Origin of the sequence: Ferruginibacter sp. SUN002 (genome assembly GCF_050611725.1) — a bacterium.
Taxonomy (GTDB): domain Bacteria; phylum Bacteroidota; class Bacteroidia; order Chitinophagales; family Chitinophagaceae; genus Ferruginibacter.
The window spans coordinates 1,102,208-1,128,267 of sequence record NZ_JBODJB010000001.1 but is presented as its reverse complement, the minus strand read 5'-3'; the positions used below and the strand labels follow the sequence as shown (position 1 = coordinate 1,128,267).

The following is a 26,060-nucleotide window of genomic DNA, read 5'->3' as shown; positions in this document are numbered from 1 at the left end:
AATTTTATTGAGATCCACAGCAATTATATCAGCATTTATTGTAACATCGTTTTCTACTAACGGTCAAACACCTGCATCTGATGAAATTTTAGAAAAATTTAAACACATTGATTCATCGTTATCTAGAAGTAACGATATTCTACAATCAAACATCTTGCTGAATTTATATAAACAAATAAAAAAAGGTAAGAATACTGCTTTTACTTCTGAAGCCAACAAAATTTATTTAGCAATCGAGAACATCAACACATTTATAGATAATCTTAAAGATACACTTACAAAATATGATTCGTCCGGAATACAGCTCGACGTTGCGGAAAAATGTATTGTACAAACTGCTGCTGACTCTGTTTTAAAAAACAAATTGAACTCCGTGTATGTGGCTTGCATCTCTTTATTGCCCGAAGAATATCAGAAACTGGAAATTAAAAAAATGTTCTTTGCATCAAGAGAATTTATAAATGCAAAGAACAGTGAATCTAACTATTTCATCATGGCACCTACCATTGGCGCCATCACGGTTTTAAATTCGTTTAAAAACAATTGTAAAAACATTGCAACATATACTTTAACTGAAATATTAAGCAAATCAAAAAAATAAAAATTGCTTTAAATAAAAAGAGCTGCTCAATGATGAAGCAGCCCTCTAATTTAAACAGCAATTAGTTTATTAATTCTTCAATATTTTCTTTTGGATGGTTGTTTCGCCGGCAGTTACTCTAAGAATGTAAACACCTTTCTGAAGTTTATCCAGATCTTTCACATTTAACCAGTTCAATCCCTTATTACCTTTTGTTATGTTTTGATAGATCGTTTTTCCACCCATGTCAAATATTCCTACTTTAATGTCTGTTGCATTGGTAAGATCAACATATACATCTACGTTACTTACAAACGGATTAGGTTTAACCGAAGTGATCGCAACAACGTTACCATCAATTTTGATCACTACTACTTTACTGAAAGTAAATTCTCCGTCTTTATCAAACATTTTCAAACGGTAGTAATTAACACCGGTTGATGGCATAACATCAGACAAGAAATAAGAAGAGTTAGCACCCGATGCATACATTTTACCGATCGACGTAAATGTGGTACCATCAGCACTTCTTTCCAACTCATAATAACTTGTATTAGTTTCAGTAGCACTTGACCACGTAAGATCAACACTACTACCTGTAAATTTACCTGCAAAGTCAATTAAGGTTACAGGTAGCACGGCGCTGAAAGGTAAATATACACTTGCTGCTCTTCCACCAAAACGTGCGGCATCTACTTGACTATAAGTAAATGATACAGTTATAATTCCTGGGTTAGGATCTAACATTAATTTAGCCGGATCGTAATTTTTAATAGTATCACCTGCGTTTACAAGCAGATCATTGTAATATAACTTACCGTTAAAAGGCAGTGTTTTAATGATGATCGTATCCGACAGATCTACGCCAATATAACTACCATCTTCAGGATCATTTCCGGTTAATACCGGCACCGGTACTTTAATTGTACCACCCGGATTCAATTGAGGATTAGCCCATTTCTCATCAGCAACAGATATTTGCTCAAGACCAAAATTGATATTGTCGATATCTGTAGTTGAAACTATGATTGGCAATGATTTACCGTTAGCAGCACCATCATTACCCGGACCTGTTCCAATATGCTCACCTGTTATTACCCAGTCGGTTGGTGGCGTAGCCAATAAATTCAGTGGTGTTACAGACGATGCACTTACAATTACTGTATAAGTACCTCCATTCACATTTGAAAAACTATAGGTTCCATCACTTGCAACAATAGCAGTTGCAATAATGGCATTACTACTGTTTACTAATTGAGCACGTAAAGCTCCGTTAGCATTTGTTCCCGATCCGTTTACTATACCATCGGTTAATCCATTTGCATCGTTAAATACATTACCACTTATTTTCAAAGTGCCGAATGACATACTTACGTTAGCTGACAAACTCGATTGCAATGCAGCATCAACTTCAGCGTATGTAAAGTTTATAGTAATTGCTCCATCGTTAGGATCTATCATTAACAAAGTAGGGTTATAATTTTTAATAGTATCACCTGAAACTAGCGCTACATTGTTGTAATATAATACAGCGTTGTTTGGTAAAGTTTTTATTATTACCGTATCTAGGTTATCGGTTCCGATAAAATTCCCTTGCTCAGGATCCGAACCATTTAATACAGGCACTATCACTTTAACTGTACCACCCGGATTAACCTGAGAGGGAGCCATTACTATGTTAGCAGTTGGTGTTTGTTCAATACCAAAATTTATATTGCTTACATTTGAAGAAGATAAGGTTATCATTGCTGATACACCATTAATCAAACCATCATTACCTGCTGTTATGCCATTATACTCTCCTGTATTTACCCAACCATTTGGTAACTGTGTAGATGTTGATGCGGTTGATGATGTATTGATCAATACACTGTATGTACCGCCATTCAATCCGGTAAAACTATAAGAACCATTATTCGAAACATTGGTAGTTGCTATTACAATATTATTATCGTCTAATAAATGTGCATATAGATTACCGCCAGCATTCGTTCCAATTCCATTAACAATAGCATCTTGTAAACCATTTGCATCGTCATACACATTTCCACTTAAACTAATTGTACCAAATACCATAGTTACAGTAGCCGGCGCACTTGACTGCAACGAAGCATCTACTTCGCTATATGTAAAGCTTACAGTGACAGCGCCATTATTCGGATCAACAGTTAATAATGCCGGATTATAATTATTAATGGTATCTCCCGCTAGTACTGCTGTGTTATTGTAATACAGCACCCCGTTAGTTGGCAAGGTATTTATGATCAAAGTATTTGTACCACTTATGCCATTATACACATTATCTTCATAATCATCTCCGGTTAATGTTGGTACGGTTACTTTAACAGTACCACCAGGATTCGTTTGATTAGCTGTTGTTACATCATCTGCAACAGGAATTTTATTTAGACCAAAGTTTATATTATTAACATTGGCTGTACTCAATATTATTGATAATAGGGCACCGTTAGTATTACCGTCATTACCCGGGCCTGTTCCTCCATATTCGCCTGTATTTATCCAATCCGAAGGTAGACCCGGAGTTACATTTGCTGAAGCAGATTGGTTGATCACTATAGCATATACTCCTGCATCTAATCCTGTAAAACTATATGTACCGTTTGATGCAATTGCTGTTGTAGCAATTACATTGTTACTGTTATCTAATAACTGTGCATACAATGATTGACTACCTGCCAAGTCCGTGTCAATATCTGAGCCGTTTGCGCCTACACCATTCACAGTGTCATCCGTTAATCCATTTGCATCATCGAACAAAGTACCACTTAAAGTAAGTGTAGTAAATGTCATTGACACTAAAGCTGTATTACTTGATTGCAATGCTGCATCTACTTCTACATAAGTAAAACTTAATGTGACAGCGCCATTATTCGGATCAACAGTTAATAAAGTTGGATTATAATTCTTAATCGTATCGCCTGCTGCAACAGCAACATTATTGTAATACAATGTTCCGTTAGCTGGCAATGTTTTAATAATTACTGTATCTAAATTGCTGATACCGGTAAAGCTTCCATGTTCAGGATCAGAACCATTTAAAGTTGGTACAGTTACTTTAATTGAACCTCCAGGGTTAACCTGGTTCGCCGCGGTTATTGCATTAGCTCCCGGCAATTGTTCAACGCCAAAGTTTACATCGGTTATACTTGCAGTTGACACAGTAACTATTGCTGATGTGCCATTTACTGTTCCATCATTACCTACACCTGTACCGTTAAATTCTCCAGTGTTTATCCAATTGGTTGGTAAAGTTGTTGATGTTGATGCACTTGAAACTGTATTGATCAACACAGTGTATGTTCCGCCATTCAATCCGGCAAAACTATATGTACCATCTGTTGCAACTGCTGTTGTTGCTATAACTGTATTGCTGCTGTTCAATAATTGAGCATATAAAGTATTGCCGGCATTAGTACCTGTACCATTCACTATCGCATCTTGTAAAGCATTTGCATCATTATACACCATACCACTGATACTTGTCGTACCAAATGGCATCGACACTGATGCTGATGAACTTGATTGCAATGCTGCATCTATTTCTACATAAGTGAAACTTATCGTTACAGCACCGTCATTGGGATCTACTTTTAATAAAGACGGATTGTAATTTTTGATTGTATCTCCTGCTACAACGGGTGCATTATTGTAATACAATGTTCCGTTGGTTGGCAATGTTTTAATAATCACTGTATCAAGATTTGATAAACCATCAAATGTACCTTGTTCGGGATCTGATCCATTTAATGCAGGTACCGTTATTTTTATTGTTCCTCCAGGATTTATTTGACTAGCCATCGTCACTACATTAGCCGTTGGCAGTTGTTCTATACCAAAGTTTGCACCGGTTACATTTACAACAACTGTACCGATTGATAAAATACCATTTGCTGTTCCATCATTACCGGCTCCTGCACCTAAATACTCCCCGGTGTTTACCCAACTTGAGGGTAATATAACTGCAGGAGAAGCTACGCCTATTGTAGCATTATTTGTTGTTACCTTAATTGAATAAGTTCCGGCATTAAGTCCTGTAAAACTATATGCACCACTTGACGGGAGCACAATTTTTGCAACAACAGTATCTTGTACTGCATCATATAAAACTGCGTTTAATCCTCCGGCGTTAGTGCCTATGCCATCAACCGTATTATATGGAGTACCTTTTAATCCGTTTGCATCATCATATATATTACCGCTAATACTAATTGTTGTAAAAGCCATCGTTACTGTAGCGGTACTACTTGATCTTAATGCGGCATCTACTTCACTATAAGTAAATGTTGCAGTGATTGCGCCGTCAGCTGGATCTAGAGTCAATTTCGCTGGATCGTAATTTTTTATCGTATCACCTACTGCTACCAAAACATTATTGTAATACAATCGACCCATGGTTGTTGTATTAGGTAATGTATTTATAATAACTGTATCTAAATTTCCTGTACCGGCAAATGTTCCTTGTTCAGGATCAGCCCCATTCAATGTTGGTACAGTTACTTTTATCGTGCTACCCGGATTGGTTTGACTTGACGCAGTCACTGCATTCGCAGTTGGCAACTGCTCAATACCAAAGTTAGCATTGGTTGTGTTTATTGAAATAGTTCCGATTGATAGGATACCATTTACAGTACCATCATTACCGGCTCCTGCTCCTAAATACTCACCTGTATGTATCCAGTTTGGAGGCAATGCTACTGCAGGCGAAGCTGCACCCATCGTAGCATTATTTGTTGTTATTTTAACAGAATAAGTTCCTGCATTAATTCCTGTGAAACTATATACACCACTTGAAGGAAGCACAATTTTTGCAACAACAGTATCTTGTACTGCATCATATAAAACTGCGTTTAACCCTCCGGCGTTAGTGCCTGTGCCATCAACCGTATTAGATGGAGTACCTTTTAATCCGTTTGCATCATCATTTACTGTACCGCTTATACTAATTGTTGCAAAAGGCATCGTTACAGTTGCCGGAGTGCTTGCTCTTAAGGCAGCATCTACTTCACTATAAGTAAAAGTTGCTGTTACTGCTCCGTTGATCGGATCGAAAGTTAATTTTGTTGGATCGTAATTTTTTATGGTATCACCCGCCACTACTAAAACATTGTTGTAATACAGCCTACCCATTGTTAAAACGGATGGTATTGTATTAATAATAACTGTATCCAAATTACCTGTACCTGAAAAAGTTCCTTGCTCCAGATCCGTACCATTTAATGTTGGCACAATTACTTTAATTGTTCCCCCAGGGTTTGTCTGACTTGCTGCGGTTACATCGTTTGCAACAGGTAATTTTTCTATGCCAAAATTTACGTTATCATAATATGTTGCGCCACCTGTTAATATAATAGGGGCAGATGTTCCATCTACTATACCATCTGTACCTGCACCTGTACCAATTAATTCTCCTGTATTTATCCATCCTGATGGTAAACTGTTAGCTGGTGCAGCACTACCAACTGTTCCTTGTGTTGTACTTAACCTGGCTGTATAAGTTACCGGATATGATGTTGGTAACAGATCTTGAAATGTATAAGTTCCGTCAGATTGTACGGGTACACTTTGCACCACATTACCAAGAGCATTAATAAGGTTAATATATAATGTTCCCCCGGCATTAGTTCCCGTACCATCAATTGTATTTAACGGAGAAGCTTTTAATGCATTTGCATCATCATATACATTACCGGTAATTACTGGCTGGTTCATTGAAAAACCGAGCAGCCATTTATCGCCAGAATAACTATTCGACGCCCCCCATTTCGTTCCACTTCCATCACCTCTCAGGTACACTTTAAATTTGACACTGGTAATATTATTACCTGTCATTCTTATACTACCTGAAGCTGCACCAGAACCTGCACCATCTGCCAATAAAGCACCGGCTGAAGATGAAGTTGCGTTTATAGTACCCGAATTATTTAATATTTGATTAGATGTTACTTTAAATACATTGCTCCCTGAAATTCTTGCTAAAGTAATGCCACTTGTTACCAAATCGAATTCTGTTGCAAAGCCAAGGCCACTCACTGTTCCTCCCAATCCTATAACATGAAAAACCGGGTTGGAAATCGGCTTGCTAAACGTTAATGTAAGATCACTATAATAATACCTGCCGGAAGTGCTTACATTGGCTGCATATAACGGTTCTGTTGTAGTAAAACAGTTGAACCCATAATTGGTAGCCACATCAATGCCTGTGCCTCCGGTTCCGTAAGGGTTAGAGGTCATCATTGCATTAGTAGGAGAACTGATTGTATTTAATGTATACCAAACAGGCTCCGAAGTATTTGCCAATTTTGAACTATTATTGGAGTTCAAACCAAACGCATTACCCGTTTGTGTTCCACCACCAGCTACGGCCGTATATTGTTGGTTAGACCAGCTTGCTGTTACTGTAAGCGGCTGCCCCGCCAAGGTATAATTTGTAAAAGTAGTACCGGTTGTATTCAGTCTGAAATTTGCCGAAACCGGCGCAACGCTGGGCCCTGATGGAGCAGAAGGATAACTGTTACCATCAAACTCTAACTGTAACTGAGCAAAACCAACTACACAAAAAAGTAGCAGCAGGCAACTCAATGCAAAGGTTTTCGTATAGGATCTATTCATCGTCATAAGTTTATAAAATACTGGGGCTTGGTATAATATATTTTACTTTAAACCAATTGATTTAAAGAAAAATTTTATCTGAATTGTTTAAATGAAAATAAATCCGATAAGAGTTGTGGGGCTTTTTGGTATAATCTGCCGGCGCAGATATAGTAATATTCATGCACATGAGGTATTGGGTTTGTTTCAGTTTTTACTATCAGGATCTCGGAATTCTACTAAGTAGAACGTGTTAGTGCTTAGTTTTATTTTATTTGAACATGATTTTTTTTATAATATGTGGGATCAAAAGAAAAAGCCCCCGCTTTGATAGCGGGGGCTTGAACATATTGTTTGTTAGAATATTATTTGATCAATTGCTTCACTTGATCAATGATCTCACCCTTAGTGATAGGTACACCCATGATCTTATTGTAAGCCTTAGCATCAATAAAATATTGATCACGAATGATCTTCACCAATTGGCCATTGTTGATCTCAGGGATCAAAACATGATCGAAATTATGTAATATCTCACCTAAATTTTTAGGGAAAGGACGTATATAACGTAAATGTGCATGTGAAACTGAAACGCCTTCATCCTGCAATTCTTTTACTGCACTTTTAATAGCACCATAAGTACTACCCCATCCTAACACAAGCACTTTTCCTTTTTCTGCACCACTATCCAATGTTTGTAATGGAATATAATCGGCAATTTTATCAACTTTAGCCTGACGTGTTTTTACCATATGTTGGTGGTTATCGCTGTCATAGCTAATGTTACCGGTGATATCTTGTTTTTCCAAACCACCCACACGGTGTTCTAAACCGGGAGTACCAGGGATAGCCCACGGACGAACTAATTTTTCATCACGTTTGTATGGTTGTAATTTTTCTTCTCCTTCATCCAACCCTTCTTTGAATTTAACGTTGAATTCAGGCAAGTCAGCAGATTTAGGGAATTTCCAAGGTTCAGCACCATTGGCAATGTATCCATCACTTAATAAAATAACCGGAGTCATGTGTTGAACAGAAATTCTTGCTGCTTCGTATGCTGCTGCAAAACAATCGCTTGGTGTAGATGCTGAAATGATCGGCATCGGGCATTCACCGTTTCTGCCGTAATAAGCCTGCATCAGATCACTTTGTTCTGTTTTAGTTGGTAAACCCGTACTTGGACCACCACGCTGTATATTTACGATCAACAAGGGAATTTCAAGCATTACTGCCAATCCCATTGCTTCTCCTTTCAATGCCATACCCGGACCGCTGGTAGTTGTAACACCTAAAGCACCACCATAACTGGCACCAATAGCCGAAGTAATGGCTGCAATTTCATCTTCTGCCTGATATGTTCTGATGCCGAAAGATTTGTATTTACTTAATTCATGTAAGATATCAGTTGCCGGTGTGATCGGATAAGATCCTAAGAACATATTCAATCCGCTTTTTTCAGCAGCTGCTATCAACCCAAATGATAAAGCCTGGTTACCCATGATAGAACGGTAAACACCTTTTTCCATCTTAGCTTTTTCTACTTTAAAACGAGTAGTAAAAGTTTCGGTAGTATCACCAAAGAAATAACCCGCCTGTAATGCTTTGATATTACTTTCAAGAATTTCCGGCTTCTTACCGAATTTTTCTTTAAAGAATTCAATGGTTGTATTCATATCACGGTTGTACATCCAGTACAAAAAGCCCAGCACAAACATATTTTTTGCTCTGTCTTTTTCTTTTGTACCCATTGCAATGTCCTTCAATGCCTCACGGGTCATTTTAGTAACATCCATTTTATATACCGTGTAAGCATCAAGGGTATTATCTTCCAAAGGATTTACGCCTTCAGCGTAATTGGCTAAACGCAGGTTCTTCGAATCGAAACCGTCTGTGTTTACAATTACGATACCACCCTTCTTAATTACTTTCAAATTTGTCTTTAATGCTGCGGCATTCATTGCAACCAATACATCGCAGTTATCACCCGGGGTGAAAACACGATCACTACTGAAACGCAACTGGTAACCACTCACACCCGGAATGGTACCTAATGGGGCACGTATCTCTGCCGGAAAATCCGGGAAAGTAGCTAAGTCGATACCCAATAATGCTGTATTGTTGGTAAACTGGCTGCCGGTTAATTGCATACCATCGCCGCTATCGCCAGCGAATTTGATCACCACATCTTGTAAAACCTGTTCGGAAACTGTACTCATAATAATAATTACAATCGTTAAAAGTGGGGGCAAAGTTACGCCGAAAATCGAGGTTTTTACTTTGTTTTTAGAATTTTTAACGGGAACGTTGCCGAGTTGATTTGATGATTTGTAAGTTTGGGGATTTGATGATTTTTGTGGAGAGCTACCGGTTTTATAGGTTGTGTTACTGAATTAGTAGGAGATGTTAGGGATTTTGTAAGTAAGAGGTCTAAATTTTGTATGCCGAGGTAGTAAATCAGTATGTCAGGTTACTAAATTTGTAGCTAGGCCTACTAAATTAGTAAGTAACCCTACTAATTTTATAGCTTGGCTGACTAGAATTGTAAGATGAGTTACTGAGTTTGTAGGTGATCGTACTAAATTGTTATCTCTTGCTAATTGTATGTTTCTTTTGCTTGCCTAAAATGCCCTTATAAAGAAATTTTTTCTAAGACGACCGAATAAGTAATAATATAAGTGATCTGAAACTGTAATGCATCCTTAAAGAGCAAATGAAAATCAAATCCCTCATAGAATTGTTTGAACTACTTCCGGAAAATGAGCGGATCATTGTTGATGTACTCCGCCAGATCATTATTGAAAATTTACCGGCTTACTGTAAAGAAAAGATCTCTTACAATGTTCCGTTCTTTTATGGCAAGAAAGGCATTTGTATTGTATGGCCGGCTAGTATTCCGAGAGGAGGAATTAAGAAAGGTGTGCTGTTAGGTTTTTGGTATGGTAATCAATTAAAAGATGTAGATGGTTATTTAACACATGGCACCAATAAGCAAATATTTTATAAGATCTATCATACTCCTGAAGATATCAATGAAAAAGCCATTAAAAAATTATTGAAAGAAGCGGTGGCGCTTGATGCGTTGGGTACTAAAATTGTTTTTAAGAAACCAGATACCCCCTCCGCCCCCTAAAGGGGAACTTTGCAACAGCTTACATCGATAAGAAATTTTGTTCATTTTATAATTCTGTAAATTCTGATTCAGACAAAATACGCTTGGATAAAAGCTCCTTGTTGGTATGTCGATGAAAGGATTGCGACGCAACGATGATGCCATGGAAAACCTAAGCCGGTATCAAAATTACTTTACAAAATCATTAACAGCAAAAATTTGCAAACAGCTTCTTCGTAGATATATCTTCATATCACAAATCAATTTATACCCCAAACTTTATGGACCCCGACGCTGAAGCCGAGCAGACAGCTTCTACAATTTTAAGAACAACCTTTATCAGTGTTGTTTTTACCGCCTGCCACAGTTACAAAACTGAAACCAATGTATCAGTAAATAACATTCAATTTTCTTTGCCCGATTCAACGAAACAAAAAAAAAGTGACGTTACAAGCACAAAGAAAAAAAAGAAAACCATTTACCTCACGTTTGACGATGGTCCGAATAAAGGCACTCGTAAAGTGATGCATATTGCAGAAGAAGAACAAATACCAATCACCATGTTTTTAATTGGTGAGCAGGTATATGGCAGTAGAGAGCAAACTGCCACCTATGATAGTTTGTTACTAAACAATTATGTTGAGATCAGCAACCACAGCTATTCTCATGCAGGTAATGCCTATTCAAAATTTTATACAATGCCCGATAGTGTTGCCAATGATTTTATGCGTTGTGAAGACAGTCTGCGTTTATCAAGTAAGATCATCCGTACACCCGGAAGAAACATCTGGCGAACAACCGGCGTAAACAGCACCGATCTTAAAAACAGTACGGCCGCAGCCGATAGTTTACAATCAAAAGGGTTTACGGTTGTTGGATGGGATCTGGAATGGCATTTCAACAATGCATTGAATTTAGAAAATACCGATGATGAAATATTGCAACAGGTAGATAGTATTTTCTCTAAAGGAAAAACTAAAACACCTGACCACCTTGTATTGCTGGCGCATGATCAGGTATATGCGGATGCTACAGACTCGGCAACACTACGCAACTTCATGCAAAAACTGAAAAATAAAGATGAGTATAATTTTGAAGTGATCTCGAATTATCCGGGAATTAGCAAAGACTAAGATCCAATAAAAAGCCGTCCCAAAAATGAGACGGCTTTTTATTATGCTGAAATAATTATTCTCTTCCGTCGAGCAAATTACCAAGTCCACCTAATATACTTCCTTCTTCTTTTCTTCCACCAAAACTTCCATATTGCATGATCCTTCCGGCCAAACGGCTAATGGGTAAAGATTGTAACCATACTTTTCCGGGGCCTTGCAGTTTTGCAAAAAATAATCCTTCGCCGCCAAACATCCAGTTTTTGATACCACGTACCATTTCAATATCAAAATCTACACTTGGTGTGTAGGCAACAATACAACCTGTATCAACTTTTAATATTTCGCCGGGCTGCAATTCTCTTTCAATGATATAACCACCGGCATGAGCAAATGCCAAACCATCTCCTTCTAATTTTTCCATGATAAAACCTTCGCCACCAAAAATTCCGGTGCCTAATCTTTTTTGAAATTCGATACCAATACTTACGCCTTTGGCTGCACACAGGAAAGCATCTTTTTGTGCAATGATCTTTCCGCCCAGTTTTTGCAGATCAAACACAATTATTTTACCAGTATAAGGTGCTGCAAAACTTACACGCTTTTTCCCTTGTCCTGCATTGGTGAATGCTGTCATGAACAAACTTTCGCCAACGATCAAACGCTTACCGGCGCTTAGTAATTTGCCCAAGAGTCCACCTTGCTGCTGACTTCCATCACCAAACATTGTTTGCATTTCAATACCGTTATCCATCATCATAAAGGCGCCGCTTTCTGCAATGGCTGTTTCATTCGGATCTAATTCTATTTCTACAAACTGAAGTTCTTCTCCGTAAATTTTGTAGTCTATTTCGTGATTGCTTATCATGTTATTTTTTTTCAAATGTAGTTCATAAAAATGTTTCGCATAAAAAAGACCCCGTAAAATTACAGGGTCGGAATATTAGAATATCTGAACGGTTATTTTTTGATAAAACTCAAATTGGTTGTTACATTCTTATCGGTTGTTACCTGAATTCTGTACACACCTTTTGGCAAATTCCTTACATCAATATCAGCAACATTGGTAGCATTTCCAACAACAGCTTTTTGCATTATTTTTTTGCCAACCGCATCCATAATAATAATGTTTTCAGCTTTTGTATTATCGGGCATCCATACAAACAATCTGTCTTGCACCGGATTTGGAAAAACTCTGACAGATCCGACATTTCCTTTTAAAGCTAATGTTACAATTGTACTGTATGAATATCTGCCGTCGTTATTGATAACTTTTATTCTGTAATAATTAACTCCATCATGTAATGCATTATCGATTGCTGAATAATTATTTAATGAGGTATTTGCAATAGTAGTCAGATAACTGAAATTAGTACCATCTATACTTTTTTCTACTTCATATTGTTTTACATTGGTTTGATCCGCTACCCCCCATGATATTTTTCCTGCATTATTATTGAACACTGCATTTACATTATTGAATTTAACAGGCAAAACTGCTCCGCATTGAGCTACAACCAATGTAGTTGCATTAACATAACGGCAATCTATATCTGCAAAATCATCATCTTCTTCTGCTACAATTAACCTGTACGACCAGCCGTGTTGTAAACTGGTAATAGGACTCGGGGTAGGCACTAATGTAGCAGTATAAGCATCACCAACAAAAGTTCCTGTGCCTGCGCCACCGGCTGCATCAACATATCCGCTTCCGCTGTTTACCTGCCATTTGTATTTCACGTATAAATGGCTTACATCCGTAACGGTAGCCGACAAACTGGTAGCAGGATTTTGACAGTTAGAGCCATTTACAGGGATCATTGCAATAGTAGGGGCACATACACCTACCAGAATATCATCTATCACCCAATCATTACCAGAACCTCCCGGATTATTATTTCTAATACTGAATTTTGCAGAAGTACCGGATGATTTAAAAGTAAACCCAATATTCACCCAATCATTTGTAAGGATATCTCCCGTTCTGTATTTACCTACTCCATCAATTAAAAATGTGAGGTTGGGTTTTATACCTGTATGAAGGCTTTTTACATAAGCACTGAACTGATATGTTTTATTCGGACATAATCCTGTAATTGTTTTTTCAGTAACAATGTCTTTATCAAAGCTTGCATTAACTACCATCATGTACCCATTTGGATCTCCGGTATGATCGGATGTAAGTACCCATGTATCAAAAACCTTTCCTCCTGAACCGTTGTAATCTGTAGATCTTGCAATAGCATAAAATCCATCATCAGGGCCATAATGCGCCAATTGTGTATAGCCGTAATTTGTTTCTCCTGTCGGCAAGGCTGGTCCATTCAAAGATGCGCCTGCACCAAATGTACCATTGGTAAATTTATTAGGGCCATAAGCATTTGTACAAAGTGTAGGTGCAGGACAAGCATTTGCACCAACTCCGGTATTTCCAACCAAAGTGGTATCTGTAGCAAAACATTGAGTACCGTTAGGGCTCTTTATAATAATGTAATACAATCCGGTTTTAAGATTTGGAATGGTATTAGCCGGAGACAAACTTGAAACTACTGTAAATACCGGAGCAAATGACGATATCCAACTAACCGAATCGGTTGCGGACACACCACTTAAAACAATTTTACCATCTGCAATATTACATGCCGTTGCAGGTGTAGAGACGTTTGTAAAACTTGCAGCATAATTTGAGCTAAGTACAAAATCTCTTTTTGTACAAACTGCTTTTGTTGCAATATTTCTTACAATTACTATATATGTACCTGCAGATTTGTTAGTAATATTATTATCCTCACTGGTATGTGAAAACCAAAGCGTATCTGTATTACCGGCTCTTACATAGCCACTTTCATATACTGCAGGAGTAGAAGAAGGCTTTACCGTTATTGTAAATTTTCCATCGGTGGTAGTACAACCGGAGGGTTTGGTAATGCCTTTGATGGCAACACCTTCGGGGCATTGTGCCAAGGCAGCGAAACTGTAAAAAAATGCAGTAAACAGTAAGTAGAGTTTTTGTTTCATTTGAACAAGTATTTGTTATTTATCAATTAGGGTATATCAACAATCTGCTTTGGAATTATCAATGCTTGATCAATAGAGATAAGGAAGTATAAAAGCGATCGTTTTTTGTAGGTATCGGAAGGATTAAAAAAAAGGGAAACTACAACATTATGTTCATCATCTCGAAATAATGTGTATTATTTACACAGCAATATACAATTTTATTTTAAATCAGACTTTCAAAAAATAAAAAAAGCTGCATCCTTTTAGTGATGCAGCTTTTATATTAAGCATTTTTAAGCTATCTAAGATCTTTTAGGCACTGATTTATAGGTGCCATTCCATACTTTTTTCCCTTGAATTCTTCTTACCAGATACATAATACCTACAAATATGAAGAAGAACGGACCGGCAAACCCTAACAAACCAATAAACTTAGTTCCATAGAATTGTTCCATCGGTCTTCTCAATCTTTCAGAGATCAGGTACATACTTGGCACCATAATCAATGTAAGGAAGAATGCGAAGATCAGACCAAAGATCATTGTCCAGCTTAAAGGCCCCCAGAATACCACACTATCTCCGCCGAAGAAAATATGGGGATTCAAATGCTGGAACAACGAAACAAAATCGATATTAAACCCTACCGCCAATGGCAACAACCCCAAAATAGTTGCTACAGCTGTAAGTAATACCGGTATGATCCTGATCTTTCCTGCTTCAATTGCCGCAGGTCTTGTTTTCATACCTCTTCCTCTAAGTTCGTCTGTGAACTCGATCAAGAGAATACCATTTTTAATAACGATACCGGCCAGCGCCACAATACCTACACCTAACATGATCGTTGCAATGGTCATACCTGTAAACGCATAACCCAACAATACACCGATAATACTAAAGAATATCTCTGTAATTACTATGAATGGTTTACTGATACTATTGAACTGCAATACTAATATCATAAAGATGATACCCAATGCGATCAACAATGCCGTACCAAGGAAAGATTGTGTTTCTTTTTCCTGTTCACTTTGTCCGCTTAATCTTAAACTAACGTCGGCGGGTATCTTGTTTTTTGTTTTAAAGTCATCGATCTTATCCTGCAATTCAGCATTTACTTTACCAACCATTGTAGGATCTAATACATTGCTTTGTAATTGAATGGTACGTTTTACATTTTTACGTTTGATTGCACCTGCGGCAATACCATAATCAACTGTGGCAACTGCACTGATCGGTATACTTTTAACCCTCATGGTATTCATATCCATAAATGTGATACGCATATTCATGATGTCGGTAATATTGTTTCTGATCAGATCTGTAGTACGCAACTGTATCTTATACTCATCTTCGCCGTCTTTTAGTTTACTTACTTCTTTACCAAAAACAGCTGTACGAATTTCCATACCAATTTGTCCGGTGCTTAATCCTTCCATCATCGCTTTTTCTCTGTCAACATTGATGGCAATTTCAGGACTGTTCAGATCAACATCCATTTGCAGGTTCTCAATTCCATCTATTTGATTTGTATCCAAATAATGAGACAGATCACTTGCTACTTTTGCTATGCTTTCAAAATTATCTCCTTGTATTTCGATGTTTACCGGAGGGTCTGTTGGAGGACCACCATCTTCCTGACCAACTTCAATACTTGCACCCGGGATACCAACCATTTGCTTACGAATCTCTTCCATGAAAGGTTTGGTTTTCTTGCCTTCACGTTTATCATATTCTACAAACGATACTTGTATACGTCCCAAATTCGGCTGCACACTTCTATTATTATCTCGAGGATTATTTGCACTTACTGCAACATTCGTAATAATACTTTCAACAATTCCACCGGGTACTGTTGGTAATTCTTTCGCTAAAATTTTATGCACTCTGTTTTCCAATACATGTGTAACACTGTCTGTATATTTAACATCAGTACCAACAGGCATTTTTAAATACACATAAATAAAATTCGGATCGCCACTTGGGAAGAAGGTTGATTTATTACCTCTTAATCCAAGTAAAACAATTGACAGAATAAACAAAACAAATAGTGATGCAAAAGCCCATACCGGCCTCCAACCTACCAATATCCATTTCAGTAATTTTTCATAACGATTCATTAATGCAGGCAACACTTTTTTCTGGAATGCATGTATAACATCATTCAATACATAAGTATTCAACAGCATTAACAAAGCCATTGTAAGCAATAAATTAGCTGTACCATGGAAACCCGGCAGATGTAATAACACACCGGCAATTGCAAAAATTAAAAACCATTTATTTGTCCAAATATGTTTCTTCGGCTTTTCAAATTCTTTCCCTTCCGGCTTCATGAAGCTTACTGCAAAAACCGGATTGAAGATAAATGCTACGATCAATGATGCTGCCAATGTAAGGATCAACATCGTAGGCAGATAGATCATGAACTTACCGATCAATCCTTTCCATAACAATAACGGGAAGAATGGCGCCAGCGTAGTTGCTGTACCTGCCAATACCGGGATGAATACTTCGCCTGCGGCTTCTTTGGCACTGCGTATGATCGGCACCTTACCATTATTATAAATACGGTGTGTATTTTCAATTACCACAATGGCATCATCCACAATAATACCCAGCCCCAGCAGCAATGCAAAGAGTACAATGAAGTTAAGCGTAACCGTTGTACCGATGATACCATCTGCCAGCGGCAAAAACATAAATGCCACAAATACGCTCAGTGGTACACTCAACGCCACGAAGAATGCGTTGGTAACACCCATGAAGAACATCAGAATGATCAACACTAAAATAAACCCTATGATAATGGTATTTACCAATTCATTGAATGATGTTTTAGTTTGCTTACTCAAATCACCGGTGATAACCACTTTAAGGTCTTTCGGTAGTTCTTCTTTCAATTGCATATCTGCCACAATACCTTTTACTTTATCGGCAGCGTTGATCAAATTCTCTCCGGCACGTTTTACAATGTTAAGTGTAACAACATTCTTTCCATCTAACCTTGCATAACTTTCTTTTTCTTTGATGGTATCTACCAGTTGTGCAATGTCTTTTAAATAAACAGTACCGCCTTGTGAACTACTACGCACTACAATATTTTGCAGATTCAATGCGCTTGCAAATTGCCCTTTTACATTAATGGTACGTTTCATGTTCCCCACTTCCATCATACCGCCGGTGATATCACGGTTCTCTCTTGCAATAGCATTTTCGATATCCATGAAACTGATACGAGCCAAAGACATCTTATTCGGATCTACATTTACCTGAATTTCTCTTTCAGGTGCACCAACAATTTCAGCACGGGTGATCTCAGTTAATTCTTCGATCTTATCCTGCATTTTATCGGCATACTGTTTTAATTTAATACCGTCATAATCTCCACTCACATTCACAAACATTACCGGCATTTCACTGAATGCAAATTCTGCAACATTGGGTTGCGATGTAAGATCATTCGGCAGGTCAGTTTGTGCTTTGTCGATCGCATCTTTTACTTTGAGTTTAGCCAGATCTGTTTTTACATCCGTATCAAACTCAATAACGATCAAGCTATAATCGGCCTGCGATGTACTTTGTATCTTATTTACTTTAGCGCCACTGATACCTTTCAATTGTTTTTCAATTGGTCTGGTTACTAAGTTCTCAATGTCTTTGGGAGAGTTACCTGCATATACAGTAACCACAGATATGGTTGGAACAACTATATCCGGAAACTGTTCTTTGGGCATTGTATTGAACTTTGTAAGCCCCCATAAAGTAACCAACACTGCAATAATGTAAACTGCAGTACGGTTATCTATGGCCCAGCTGGTGGGTGCAAACTCTTTAAATTTTGCTTTTACTTTTTCTATTATATTCATAAAAATATCTTTGTTGTCATCAGTTAGTTATCTTTTCAACTTCTCCCGAATTCACTTCGAGACTTGTACATTATTTCTTTATTCAACTTTGCAGACGCTATCCAATTACTTTACCTCTGTAGAGATCAATTGTCCTTCATATAAATTCTGGAAACCATCTGTAACCAATTGATCATTCACAGTTAATCCTCCTTTTATTTCCACACTATCACCATATACTTCGCCAATGGTTACGGTTACTCTGTGTGCTGTGGTTTTACCATTACTGCTTTTTGATAACACATAAACATATTTACCAGTTTCATCAGATTGTACAACATTCACCGGAATTACAATTGCATTCACTGCATTGTAATCCAATATTTTCATAATAGCAGTTTGATTTGGTTTCAACACATTATCATAAGGAATCTTTGCTTCTGCGACAAAACCTCTTTGAAGCGGATCAATAGACTGACTGATCAAAGAAAGAGTAGAACTAATTTTTTTATTAGCATCAGGAATGGTGATCTCAACAGGAGAACCTTTTCTCATTCTTGTTAAATAATTTTCAGGAACGCTGGTAACTACTTTTAAAGAGGATGTATTTACAATTTTAATTTGGGCACCTGCTGCAGAAACGCCTGAAAACAATTCACCAACTTTTACGTTAACCTGATCTGCTATACCGCTCACATCGCTGTAAACATTAGCTGTTTTCAATTGCTCCTGAGCTATCTTCACTTGTTCGTCTGCAGTTTTTAATTGATTTTCTAACGCTTCAACATTAGTTTTTGCGGTAATTAATTGCACTTCGGTACCAATACCCTGATCCCAAAGATTTTTTTGACGTTGATAAATTGTTTTAGCAAAAGCTAATTGCGTTTTTATCCCTTCCATTTGTTGACGAGCTGCTACTACCTGTTGTTGTACAATAGCGTCGTCTAATTTTAAGATCAACTGACCTTTACGCACTGCATCGCCTTGCTTGATATAGATCGCTTTCACTTGCCCGGGCATACCACGGGGAGAGATATACGAAATATTATCAGCATCTACTTTACCAAGAAGATCGATATAATGTTTAAAGTTTTGAGCAACTACAGGTGTTATACCTACCAATTTTATTTTTGAAGTAGTTGCAGCATTTGTATCCAGCTTCAGTAATTCTTCCTGCAGTTTTTTGATCTGCTCGTCTGTTTTGACTTTGTCGCCTTTTAATTTTTCGAGTGCAGCTTTTTTGTCATTTAAATCTGCGGCACCATCTTTTTTGCTACTGCCACAGGCCGACAAAAGCAATACCGTAGCTGTGCCGATTATGAATAAATTTTTCATTTTTATAGTGTTAATTTGATTTGTAAGCATGTTAGTTTGATTTTATAATTTACCGATCGCTTTAAGCCAGTCTATCTTTGCCGAAATTGCATCGTATAAAGAACCATAATAGTTAGCTTGTGCTAATCTGAATTCTGTTTGTGCAAGAGAAATCTCTTGATTACTACCTAACCCTTGTTCATATTTTTTCTTAGTGGTATTGTACACTTTCTGAGCCAGGTCAATATTTCTTTTTTGAATATCCAATGTAAGCAAAGCACTTTTCATTTTGATCTTTGCATTGGCTACATCATAGTCCACCATTTGTTTAGCCGCTTCTGTGGTATTGTTTATTTTTTCCAAAGAAATTTTTGCATTTTCTATTCTAGCTCTACGTGCAAAACCATCAAATATCGGAATGCTCATCTTTACACCAACCAATGCAGTTTTATACCAATCACCTTTATCGAAAAAATCAAATTTTTGACGTTGTGCATTTCTGCTGTAAGTACCAAACGCAACCAATGATGGCAATCTGCTTAGTTGAAAACGCTTAACATTAAACTCATTCAACTTTGCAGCAAACCCAAGCGCCTGTATTTCTTTTCTGTCTTCGTATTTATAAGCAGTATCCAAAAGGTCTGCTTTGATCTCATCTTCTGTCACCGAATCGGTTAACACCAAAATTTCTTTTTGAGGCATATTGATCAAAAACTTCAAGGCTGCATTTCCGGCATCCAAAGCATTCTGAACCTTTTCTCTTTCTGATGTTAAATTGTTCAATGATACCTGCACTTTATCTACATCTAATTTTTCAACAAAGCCGTTTTTATAGATCTCTCTGGTATCACTCATCAACTTATTGAAAGTGGCAATATTATCGTCTATACTTGCCAGTTGTTGTTTACCGACAGCCAGTTGGTAATAAATTTTATAGATGTTTGCCTTTATTTGTTCCTGCGTTACTTCAGCGTTTTTTGTTGCCAAACTCATAGCAGCTCCTCTCGCCTGAAGGCCAACAAAAACCTGCCCGTCAAATAATATTTGCGACACATCAAAACCGCCGTTGGCAGTCCATGGTGTACCAAACTGTGCAGCAATCACTCCAAAGTCGCCACCATTGGGCATTGTAATAGTGTTGCCACTTCCGTTTTTCACACCTTCGTCTACCAATACTTGATAGGTTGCCGGACTGATAAAGTTTGGTATTGCCTGTACAGGAATATCAAAATAATGCGTAACCCCTAAACCTGCAGTCAATTGCGGATAAGCATTTGCAGTAAACTCACGGTTGGTTTGTTTTTGTGCTTTAATATCCAGCAAAGCATTTTTTACCTGTACCGAATTTTTTAATCCATAGTCAACAGTTTGTTTTACCGTAAACTCATTCGTCTTTTGTGCTACAGCACTGTTGCCCGCTATCAGCAATAGCGCAATCAGTGTTTTTGTGATTCTGTTTTTTTCCATCAGTAGTTATTTTTTGATTCTTTCTTGTTGGTATTTCTGTATTAATTTATATCCTTTTGGAGATGAGATGCCGTATAGGAAATGCTCACCAATGATCAGCATCAGCTCTTTTAAAGGATAGGTTTTTGCCAGAGGAAAAACTTCAATGTTAAAAATGAGCATCATTGATTCCAATCTGAATTTCGAAAGCACTTCAACATTTATATCATCTCTATACAATCCTTCCGTAATGCCTCTTTCCAGATTTTGATGGATCATTTTTAAAATAAACTCATCTTTATGTTTTTGAAAACGCTTAAATGCCGACGGATGAAATTTTTGCATTTCATACAATACCATCGGGTTCATATCTCTCAGTTGCTCGGCTACGGTATCTATGATATTATATACTTCTTCCACCGCATTGGTTGAGTTGTTGGTACAAAGCAAACAATCCCGTTGGTCATGTTCAATATCATAATCCAACGCCGCTTCAACCAATTGGTCCTTATCGGCAAAATGCTGATACAATGTTTTTTTGCTCATACCCATTTTACCGGCAATATCATCCATGGATACCGACCTGAAGCCATAGCGCATGAACAATTCAAACGAGCCCTGTATAATTCTGTCTTTTACTTCCATTTTTTTTAAAATCGGACACAAAACTATGGAAACTTTTTGTGTCGCCAAAGTTTCCAAGCTCTTTTTTTGCCGTTCATCCTGTTTTTCTCATTTTAAGCATATCCTTATTAAACAAGTATCTTTGATAATCAAATATTTTCTACAATGAAAAAGCCATTTACATTTAAACTGCTTTTTCAGTATTTCCTTCAGGGATTACTGGTATTAGCACCCATTTCCATTACTATTTGGGCAATAACGGCAGCCTTTAATTTTATAGACGGCATTTTGCCGAACCTGCTTCACGGAGTTTTTCCGGGATTGATGGAAGATACAGATGGTACTATCAAACGGGTACCCGGTTTAGGTTTTATTGTGATCATCGGGCTTATTCTGTTTGTAGGATACATCTCTTCAACATTTGTATTCAATAAGCTTGTATCGGTATTTGATAAGCTGCTTGAAAAAACACCCGGCATCAAATTCATTTATTCTACACTTAAAGATTTTTTTGAAGCTTTTGCAGGAGAGAAAAAGAAATTTACTGCCAATGTGCTTGCTAACGTAGATGACAATGATGTGTGGCGTGTAGGATTTGTTACGCAAGAGGATATGGAAGAGTTTGGCTTTAAAGATTATATAGCAGTGTATGTGCCGATGGCCTATTCGGTAGCAGGTAATGTTTATATCATTCCTAAAAGCAGGGTGAAACCAATTACCAATATTAGTGCAACCCAAACTATGAAGTTTGCAGTAAGTGGTGGTGTAACAGATGTGGTGGAATAGAAGAAATAAGAAACTGGAAAGTATGGTCAGCATAAAAAAAAATTGTAAATTCAATATTCAATCTTTGTAAATGAAAAGAGTAATTAGTTCCATATTTCTTGTTTCGCTACTCCTCGTTCCTTATTTAAAGAGTTATTGCTGGGGATTTTATGGTCATCAGAAAATAAACTACTACGCAGTATTTCTGTTGCCGCCTGAAATGATGGTATTATATAAACCCAATATTGATTTTTTGGTTGAACATTCTGTTGATCCGGATAAACGCAGGTATGCAGTTAAAGAAGAAGGGCCAAGACATTATATAGACATCAACCATTACGGCACTTATCCCTACCCCAATCTTCCACGCAAATGGAAAGATGCCGTGGAAAAATTCGGTGAAGATTCCGTGAGAGAATATGGCATTGTTCCATGGCATTTACAAATCATGTTGGGTAGATTGACTGCTGCTTTTAAAGAAAAGAATTTTAGTAAGATCATGAAAAACAGTGCAGAGCTTGGTCATTATATTGCAGACTCACATGTACCATTACACGCTAACAGCAATCACAACGGACAATACACCAATCAAAAAGGCATTCATGGCTTTTGGGAAAGTCGTGTACCGGAATTACTTGCAGAAAAAGAATTCGACTTTTTTATTGGTAAAGCACAATATATTACCAACCCATCAGAATATATCTGGGAGAGGGTTTTAGAAAGTGCCGCCGCCTCCGATTCGGTATTAAATATTGAAAGGGAATTAACCAAAGAATTCCCATCTGATCAAAAATATAGTTTCGAAACCCGTAACGGAGTTGTTATCCGTCAATATTCATCTGACTTTACCATTGCATTTAATAAAAAAATGGGAGGAATGGTTGAAAGAAGAATGAGACAATCTATTTACTCTGTTGCAAGTTTTTGGTACACCGCCTGGGTAAACGCCGGGCAACCCGATCTAAAATCCCTAACAGACCAAAAATTCAGCGAAGCTGATGCTAAGGAGTTTGAGGAGCTGAACAATAAATGGAAAAGCGGTGAAGGAAAAATGATCGGTAAGCAGGAAGATTAAAATTAAGATCCTGTATTTTCTGAACGCTTCAACTCGTCTTCAGAACCCGAAGATCTGTTACGGGCACTTTTTACTTGCTTGTTACCAAATCGATAAGTGAAATTAATTTTGAATTGACGACTTTCTCTTCTGAAATAACTGCGGCTTTCTTGTCCGGCAAACATTAGAGAACCCCTATCAACATTTGACCAGAAAATATCGGTTACAGCAAACTTTAAATTACCCATTCCTTTCATGATACTTTTTTGAGCCCCAACATCCATCCCCCACCTTGATTTCGATTTTAGTATTCCGGATAAGGTAGGTGAATTATAGGTTGCGCTTAATTCAGCCATCCAATTTTTACCCAGCTTAAAACTATTTTGCACACCTGTAATAACAGAAAATATTTCAGTGTTCACCACCCTGTCGCCGCCACCAAAATCGGCATTAAATGTTGAGTAAAATGCATTGAAATTAAAAAAGCCTGTGTACCAATCCTTGTGTAATTGATAGTTCTCGGAGAGAGTAATAATTTTTTGTTCCGCTATATTTTTTGGTGTAATAAAGTTTTTGCTTACATCGATTGTATCTACCAACAACCCAAGCAGATCTTTAATGTAACTGTACCCAAGTTTCGAGATCAGTTTCGATTTGTATGTATTTGATATGCTGATACTACTGGAAAATTGCGGCACTAATTCTGTGTTTCCTTTTCGAAAAGTATATTCATCTAATTTGAATTCGAAAGGATTAAGATCATGATAATTAGGCCTGTCCACTCTCCTACCGGCTGTAATACCCCAAATCATTTCCGGATTTTTTACAAAACTGATAGATACACTAGGAAACAAGTTGGTATATCTTCTAGTAAAACTTTCCTTGCTATTGTACTGAACAATACCAACTCCGTTGATTGGATACGATTCTCCTTTTGAAACAGTATGTTCTACTCTTACCCCAAGTTGGAGCTGTATATATTGCATATTTCGATTGAAGCTCATGTATGCAGCATTGATATACTCTTTATAATTAAATTGATTACTCTTGTAGGTATCTAAACTTTCGGTGTTACCTAATACATTATAGCGTCTGAAATTGTTATCGGATTTTACAAAGGAGCTTTTAATACCGTAAGCAAGTATTCCTTGTTCGAAAGGATGCTCATAATCCATTTTTACAGAATAAATATCAATATCTGCTCTTGAAGGGAAGCGATAAATGGCTCGGCTCAATTCCGTTGTAGTATCTGATTTATAATAGATATTCGGTTGATAAAGATTTCGAGTGATATCAAAAAAACCATAATCGACATCAACATTCAAATGATTTTGTTTACGGCCTGAAAACTTATAGTTGCCATTCAGATTAATATTATTTGAAAAACCCTCCTGAACATTGTCCGACACCAGCACTTTAGCAACCTCATGTGTTGGCATATAACTGATAGGCGTAATGCTTAACGATTTAGGATTTAGATTCACTAAATTTCCACTCACAAAAAAACCAAATGTATTTTTGGGACTTGCAAAAAAATCTATTCCTGCTTTAAAGCCATGTGTTGTATTCTTAATATTTCGATCAGAAACAAAATCGAACAAAGAATCCAGTTGCATTCTTTTAATTCTGAAATCGATATAATTTAAAGCATGATTAAAATTATAATTCCCGAAAATGTTTATTTTTTTGTTGCGATGGTTTAACGACACGCCTGCATTGTACTTACCATAAACACCTACTCCATAACCTGCCGTAATAGTACCATTCGTTCCTACCGACTTATTTTTTTTCAATTTAATATTGATGATACCTCCATTACCTGCGGCTTCATATTTTGCAGATGGATTGGTAATTAATTCAATCAATTCTATTTGTGACGATTGGATAGATTTTAAATAATTACCCAATTCTTCTCCATTCAGCGGACTGGGTTTATCGTCTATAAAAATTTGCACCCCTGATTTTCCGATCATTTGAATATTATCATCTTTATCAACAGAAACCCCCGGAGATTTTCTTATTAATTCCAAAGCATCCGTACCCGTAGCGTTTATTGTACCATCTACATTGAGTACTAATTTATCTGCCTGCACCTCTATCATTGGCCGTTGATACTTCACAATAATTTCCGACAAAGTGCCGGATATTTTTTGTAGGCGAATAATGGGTATTTCGATATCCGTATTTTCAACAACATTAATTATTTTGCTGGTAAATCCTTTATAATCAACATGAGAAATGTTAATCAAATATGTGCCCGGCTTAACTTCTGTAAACAAAAATTTTCCCTCATCGTTGCTAATATGCAGTTTTACCAATTTTTTACCCGACCCATCCAATAAAGAAACAGAAGAATTACTTAATGCTAAAGAATCATTGCTCAAAACAATACCGGAAATTTTCTGGGCATTTGTGTAAGCAATACCCGACATACAAAGTATATAAAGGATAATTTTTCTCATTAATAAGCGTTGGTACACATCAGGTACGAAAATACGATTATTCATGTATGAAAAAAGATATATTTGAAATATTTGGTTGCCTATATTGTTTGTGAATAGTTTACTTTTGCATTTCATTTTTCAACAAACAAAAGTTTTAT

The 26,060-nt window shown here is 37.1% G+C and carries 14 protein-coding genes; 5 read left to right on the top strand and 9 right to left on the bottom strand.

The features are described 5' to 3' along the window. Positions 1–7 precede the first annotated feature (7 nt). On the top strand, positions 8–601 hold the full coding sequence (locus tag ACQ33O_RS05015; protein ID WP_430994469.1) for a hypothetical protein: 594 nt from the start codon (positions 8–10) through the stop codon (positions 599–601). 69 nt (positions 602–670) lie between these two features. Here the strand turns inward: ACQ33O_RS05015 and ACQ33O_RS05010 are convergent, their stop codons facing one another. Beyond that, complete coding sequence (locus ACQ33O_RS05010) at positions 671–7,210, bottom strand: T9SS type A sorting domain-containing protein (RefSeq protein ID WP_430994468.1); 6,540 nt, start codon at positions 7,208–7,210, stop codon at positions 671–673. Positions 7,211–7,554: 344 nt separating this feature from the next. After that, complete coding sequence (locus tag ACQ33O_RS05005) at positions 7,555–9,405, bottom strand: 2-oxoacid:acceptor oxidoreductase subunit alpha (protein ID WP_430994467.1); 1,851 nt, start codon at positions 9,403–9,405, stop codon at positions 7,555–7,557. 494 nt (positions 9,406–9,899) lie between these two features. Here ACQ33O_RS05005 and ACQ33O_RS05000 point away from each other — a divergent pair, with 494 nt between their 5' ends. Together ACQ33O_RS05000 and ACQ33O_RS04995 are read left to right on the top strand one after the other, a co-directional pair. Next, complete coding sequence (locus ACQ33O_RS05000; protein ID WP_430994466.1) at positions 9,900–10,319, top strand: DUF1801 domain-containing protein; 420 nt, start codon at positions 9,900–9,902, stop codon at positions 10,317–10,319. A gap of 260 nt (positions 10,320–10,579) precedes the next feature. Next, positions 10,580–11,431 (top strand): polysaccharide deacetylase family protein, encoded by an 852-nt coding sequence (locus tag ACQ33O_RS04995; protein ID WP_430994465.1) that lies wholly within the window; start codon positions 10,580–10,582, stop codon positions 11,429–11,431. A gap of 55 nt (positions 11,432–11,486) precedes the next feature. Here ACQ33O_RS04995 and ACQ33O_RS04990 read toward each other — a convergent pair whose 3' ends face one another. From ACQ33O_RS04990 to ACQ33O_RS04965, 6 genes are all read right to left on the bottom strand, one after another. Continuing rightward, positions 11,487–12,278 (bottom strand): TIGR00266 family protein, encoded by a 792-nt coding sequence (locus tag ACQ33O_RS04990; RefSeq protein ID WP_430994464.1) that lies wholly within the window; start codon positions 12,276–12,278, stop codon positions 11,487–11,489. Positions 12,279–12,370: 92 nt separating this feature from the next. Then, positions 12,371–14,428, bottom strand: a complete 2,058-nt coding sequence (locus ACQ33O_RS04985) for a T9SS type A sorting domain-containing protein (protein WP_430994463.1) — start codon at positions 14,426–14,428, stop codon at positions 12,371–12,373. 284 nt (positions 14,429–14,712) lie between these two features. Beyond that, positions 14,713–18,276: an efflux RND transporter permease subunit gene (locus tag ACQ33O_RS04980; protein WP_430994462.1), complete on the bottom strand. Its 3,564-nt coding sequence runs from the start codon at positions 18,274–18,276 to the stop codon at positions 14,713–14,715. 105 nt (positions 18,277–18,381) lie between these two features. Beyond that, entirely contained in the window at positions 18,382–19,590 is a 1,209-nt protein-coding gene (locus tag ACQ33O_RS04975) for an efflux RND transporter periplasmic adaptor subunit (protein WP_430994461.1), read from the bottom strand. 42 nt (positions 19,591–19,632) lie between these two features. Beyond that, positions 19,633–21,036: a TolC family protein gene (locus tag ACQ33O_RS04970; protein WP_430994460.1), complete on the bottom strand. Its 1,404-nt coding sequence runs from the start codon at positions 21,034–21,036 to the stop codon at positions 19,633–19,635. 6 nt (positions 21,037–21,042) lie between these two features. Further along, entirely contained in the window at positions 21,043–21,660 is a 618-nt protein-coding gene (locus tag ACQ33O_RS04965; protein ID WP_430994459.1) for a TetR/AcrR family transcriptional regulator, read from the bottom strand. A gap of 144 nt (positions 21,661–21,804) precedes the next feature. On the opposite strand from ACQ33O_RS04965, the gene ACQ33O_RS04960 reads away from it, so the two are divergent. Further along, a complete protein-coding gene (locus ACQ33O_RS04960) occupies positions 21,805–22,425 on the top strand; it encodes a DUF502 domain-containing protein (RefSeq protein WP_430994458.1) in 621 nt (206 codons plus the stop codon). Positions 22,426–22,495: 70 nt separating this feature from the next. Further along, complete coding sequence (locus ACQ33O_RS04955) at positions 22,496–23,479, top strand: zinc dependent phospholipase C family protein (protein ID WP_430994457.1); 984 nt, start codon at positions 22,496–22,498, stop codon at positions 23,477–23,479. A 2-nt stretch (positions 23,480–23,481) separates the two neighbouring features. Here ACQ33O_RS04955 and ACQ33O_RS04950 read toward each other — a convergent pair whose 3' ends face one another. Beyond that, positions 23,482–25,920 (bottom strand): outer membrane beta-barrel protein, encoded by a 2,439-nt coding sequence (locus ACQ33O_RS04950; protein WP_430994456.1) that lies wholly within the window; start codon positions 25,918–25,920, stop codon positions 23,482–23,484. Positions 25,921–26,060: the final 140 nt, after the last annotated feature.

Coding starts and splice junctions, on each gene's coding strand:
- ACQ33O_RS05010 (WP_430994468.1), bottom strand. CDS start 7,210: ATGAATAGATCCTATACGAAAACCTTTGCATTGAGTTGCCTGCTGCTA.
- ACQ33O_RS05005 (WP_430994467.1), bottom strand. CDS start 9,405: ATGAGTACAGTTTCCGAACAGGTTTTACAAGATGTGGTGATCAAATTC.
- ACQ33O_RS05000 (WP_430994466.1), top strand. CDS start 9,900: ATGAAAATCAAATCCCTCATAGAATTGTTTGAACTACTTCCGGAAAAT.
- ACQ33O_RS04995 (WP_430994465.1), top strand. CDS start 10,580: ATGGACCCCGACGCTGAAGCCGAGCAGACAGCTTCTACAATTTTAAGA.
- ACQ33O_RS04990 (WP_430994464.1), bottom strand. CDS start 12,278: ATGATAAGCAATCACGAAATAGACTACAAAATTTACGGAGAAGAACTT.
- ACQ33O_RS04985 (WP_430994463.1), bottom strand. CDS start 14,428: ATGAAACAAAAACTCTACTTACTGTTTACTGCATTTTTTTACAGTTTC.
- ACQ33O_RS04980 (WP_430994462.1), bottom strand. CDS start 18,276: ATGAATATAATAGAAAAAGTAAAAGCAAAATTTAAAGAGTTTGCACCC.
- ACQ33O_RS04975 (WP_430994461.1), bottom strand. CDS start 19,590: ATGAAAAATTTATTCATAATCGGCACAGCTACGGTATTGCTTTTGTCG.
- ACQ33O_RS04970 (WP_430994460.1), bottom strand. CDS start 21,036: ATGGAAAAAAACAGAATCACAAAAACACTGATTGCGCTATTGCTGATA.
- ACQ33O_RS04965 (WP_430994459.1), bottom strand. CDS start 21,660: ATGGAAGTAAAAGACAGAATTATACAGGGCTCGTTTGAATTGTTCATG.
- ACQ33O_RS04960 (WP_430994458.1), top strand. CDS start 21,805: ATGAAAAAGCCATTTACATTTAAACTGCTTTTTCAGTATTTCCTTCAG.
- ACQ33O_RS04955 (WP_430994457.1), top strand. CDS start 22,496: ATGAAAAGAGTAATTAGTTCCATATTTCTTGTTTCGCTACTCCTCGTT.
- ACQ33O_RS04950 (WP_430994456.1), bottom strand. CDS start 25,920: ATGAGAAAAATTATCCTTTATATACTTTGTATGTCGGGTATTGCTTAC.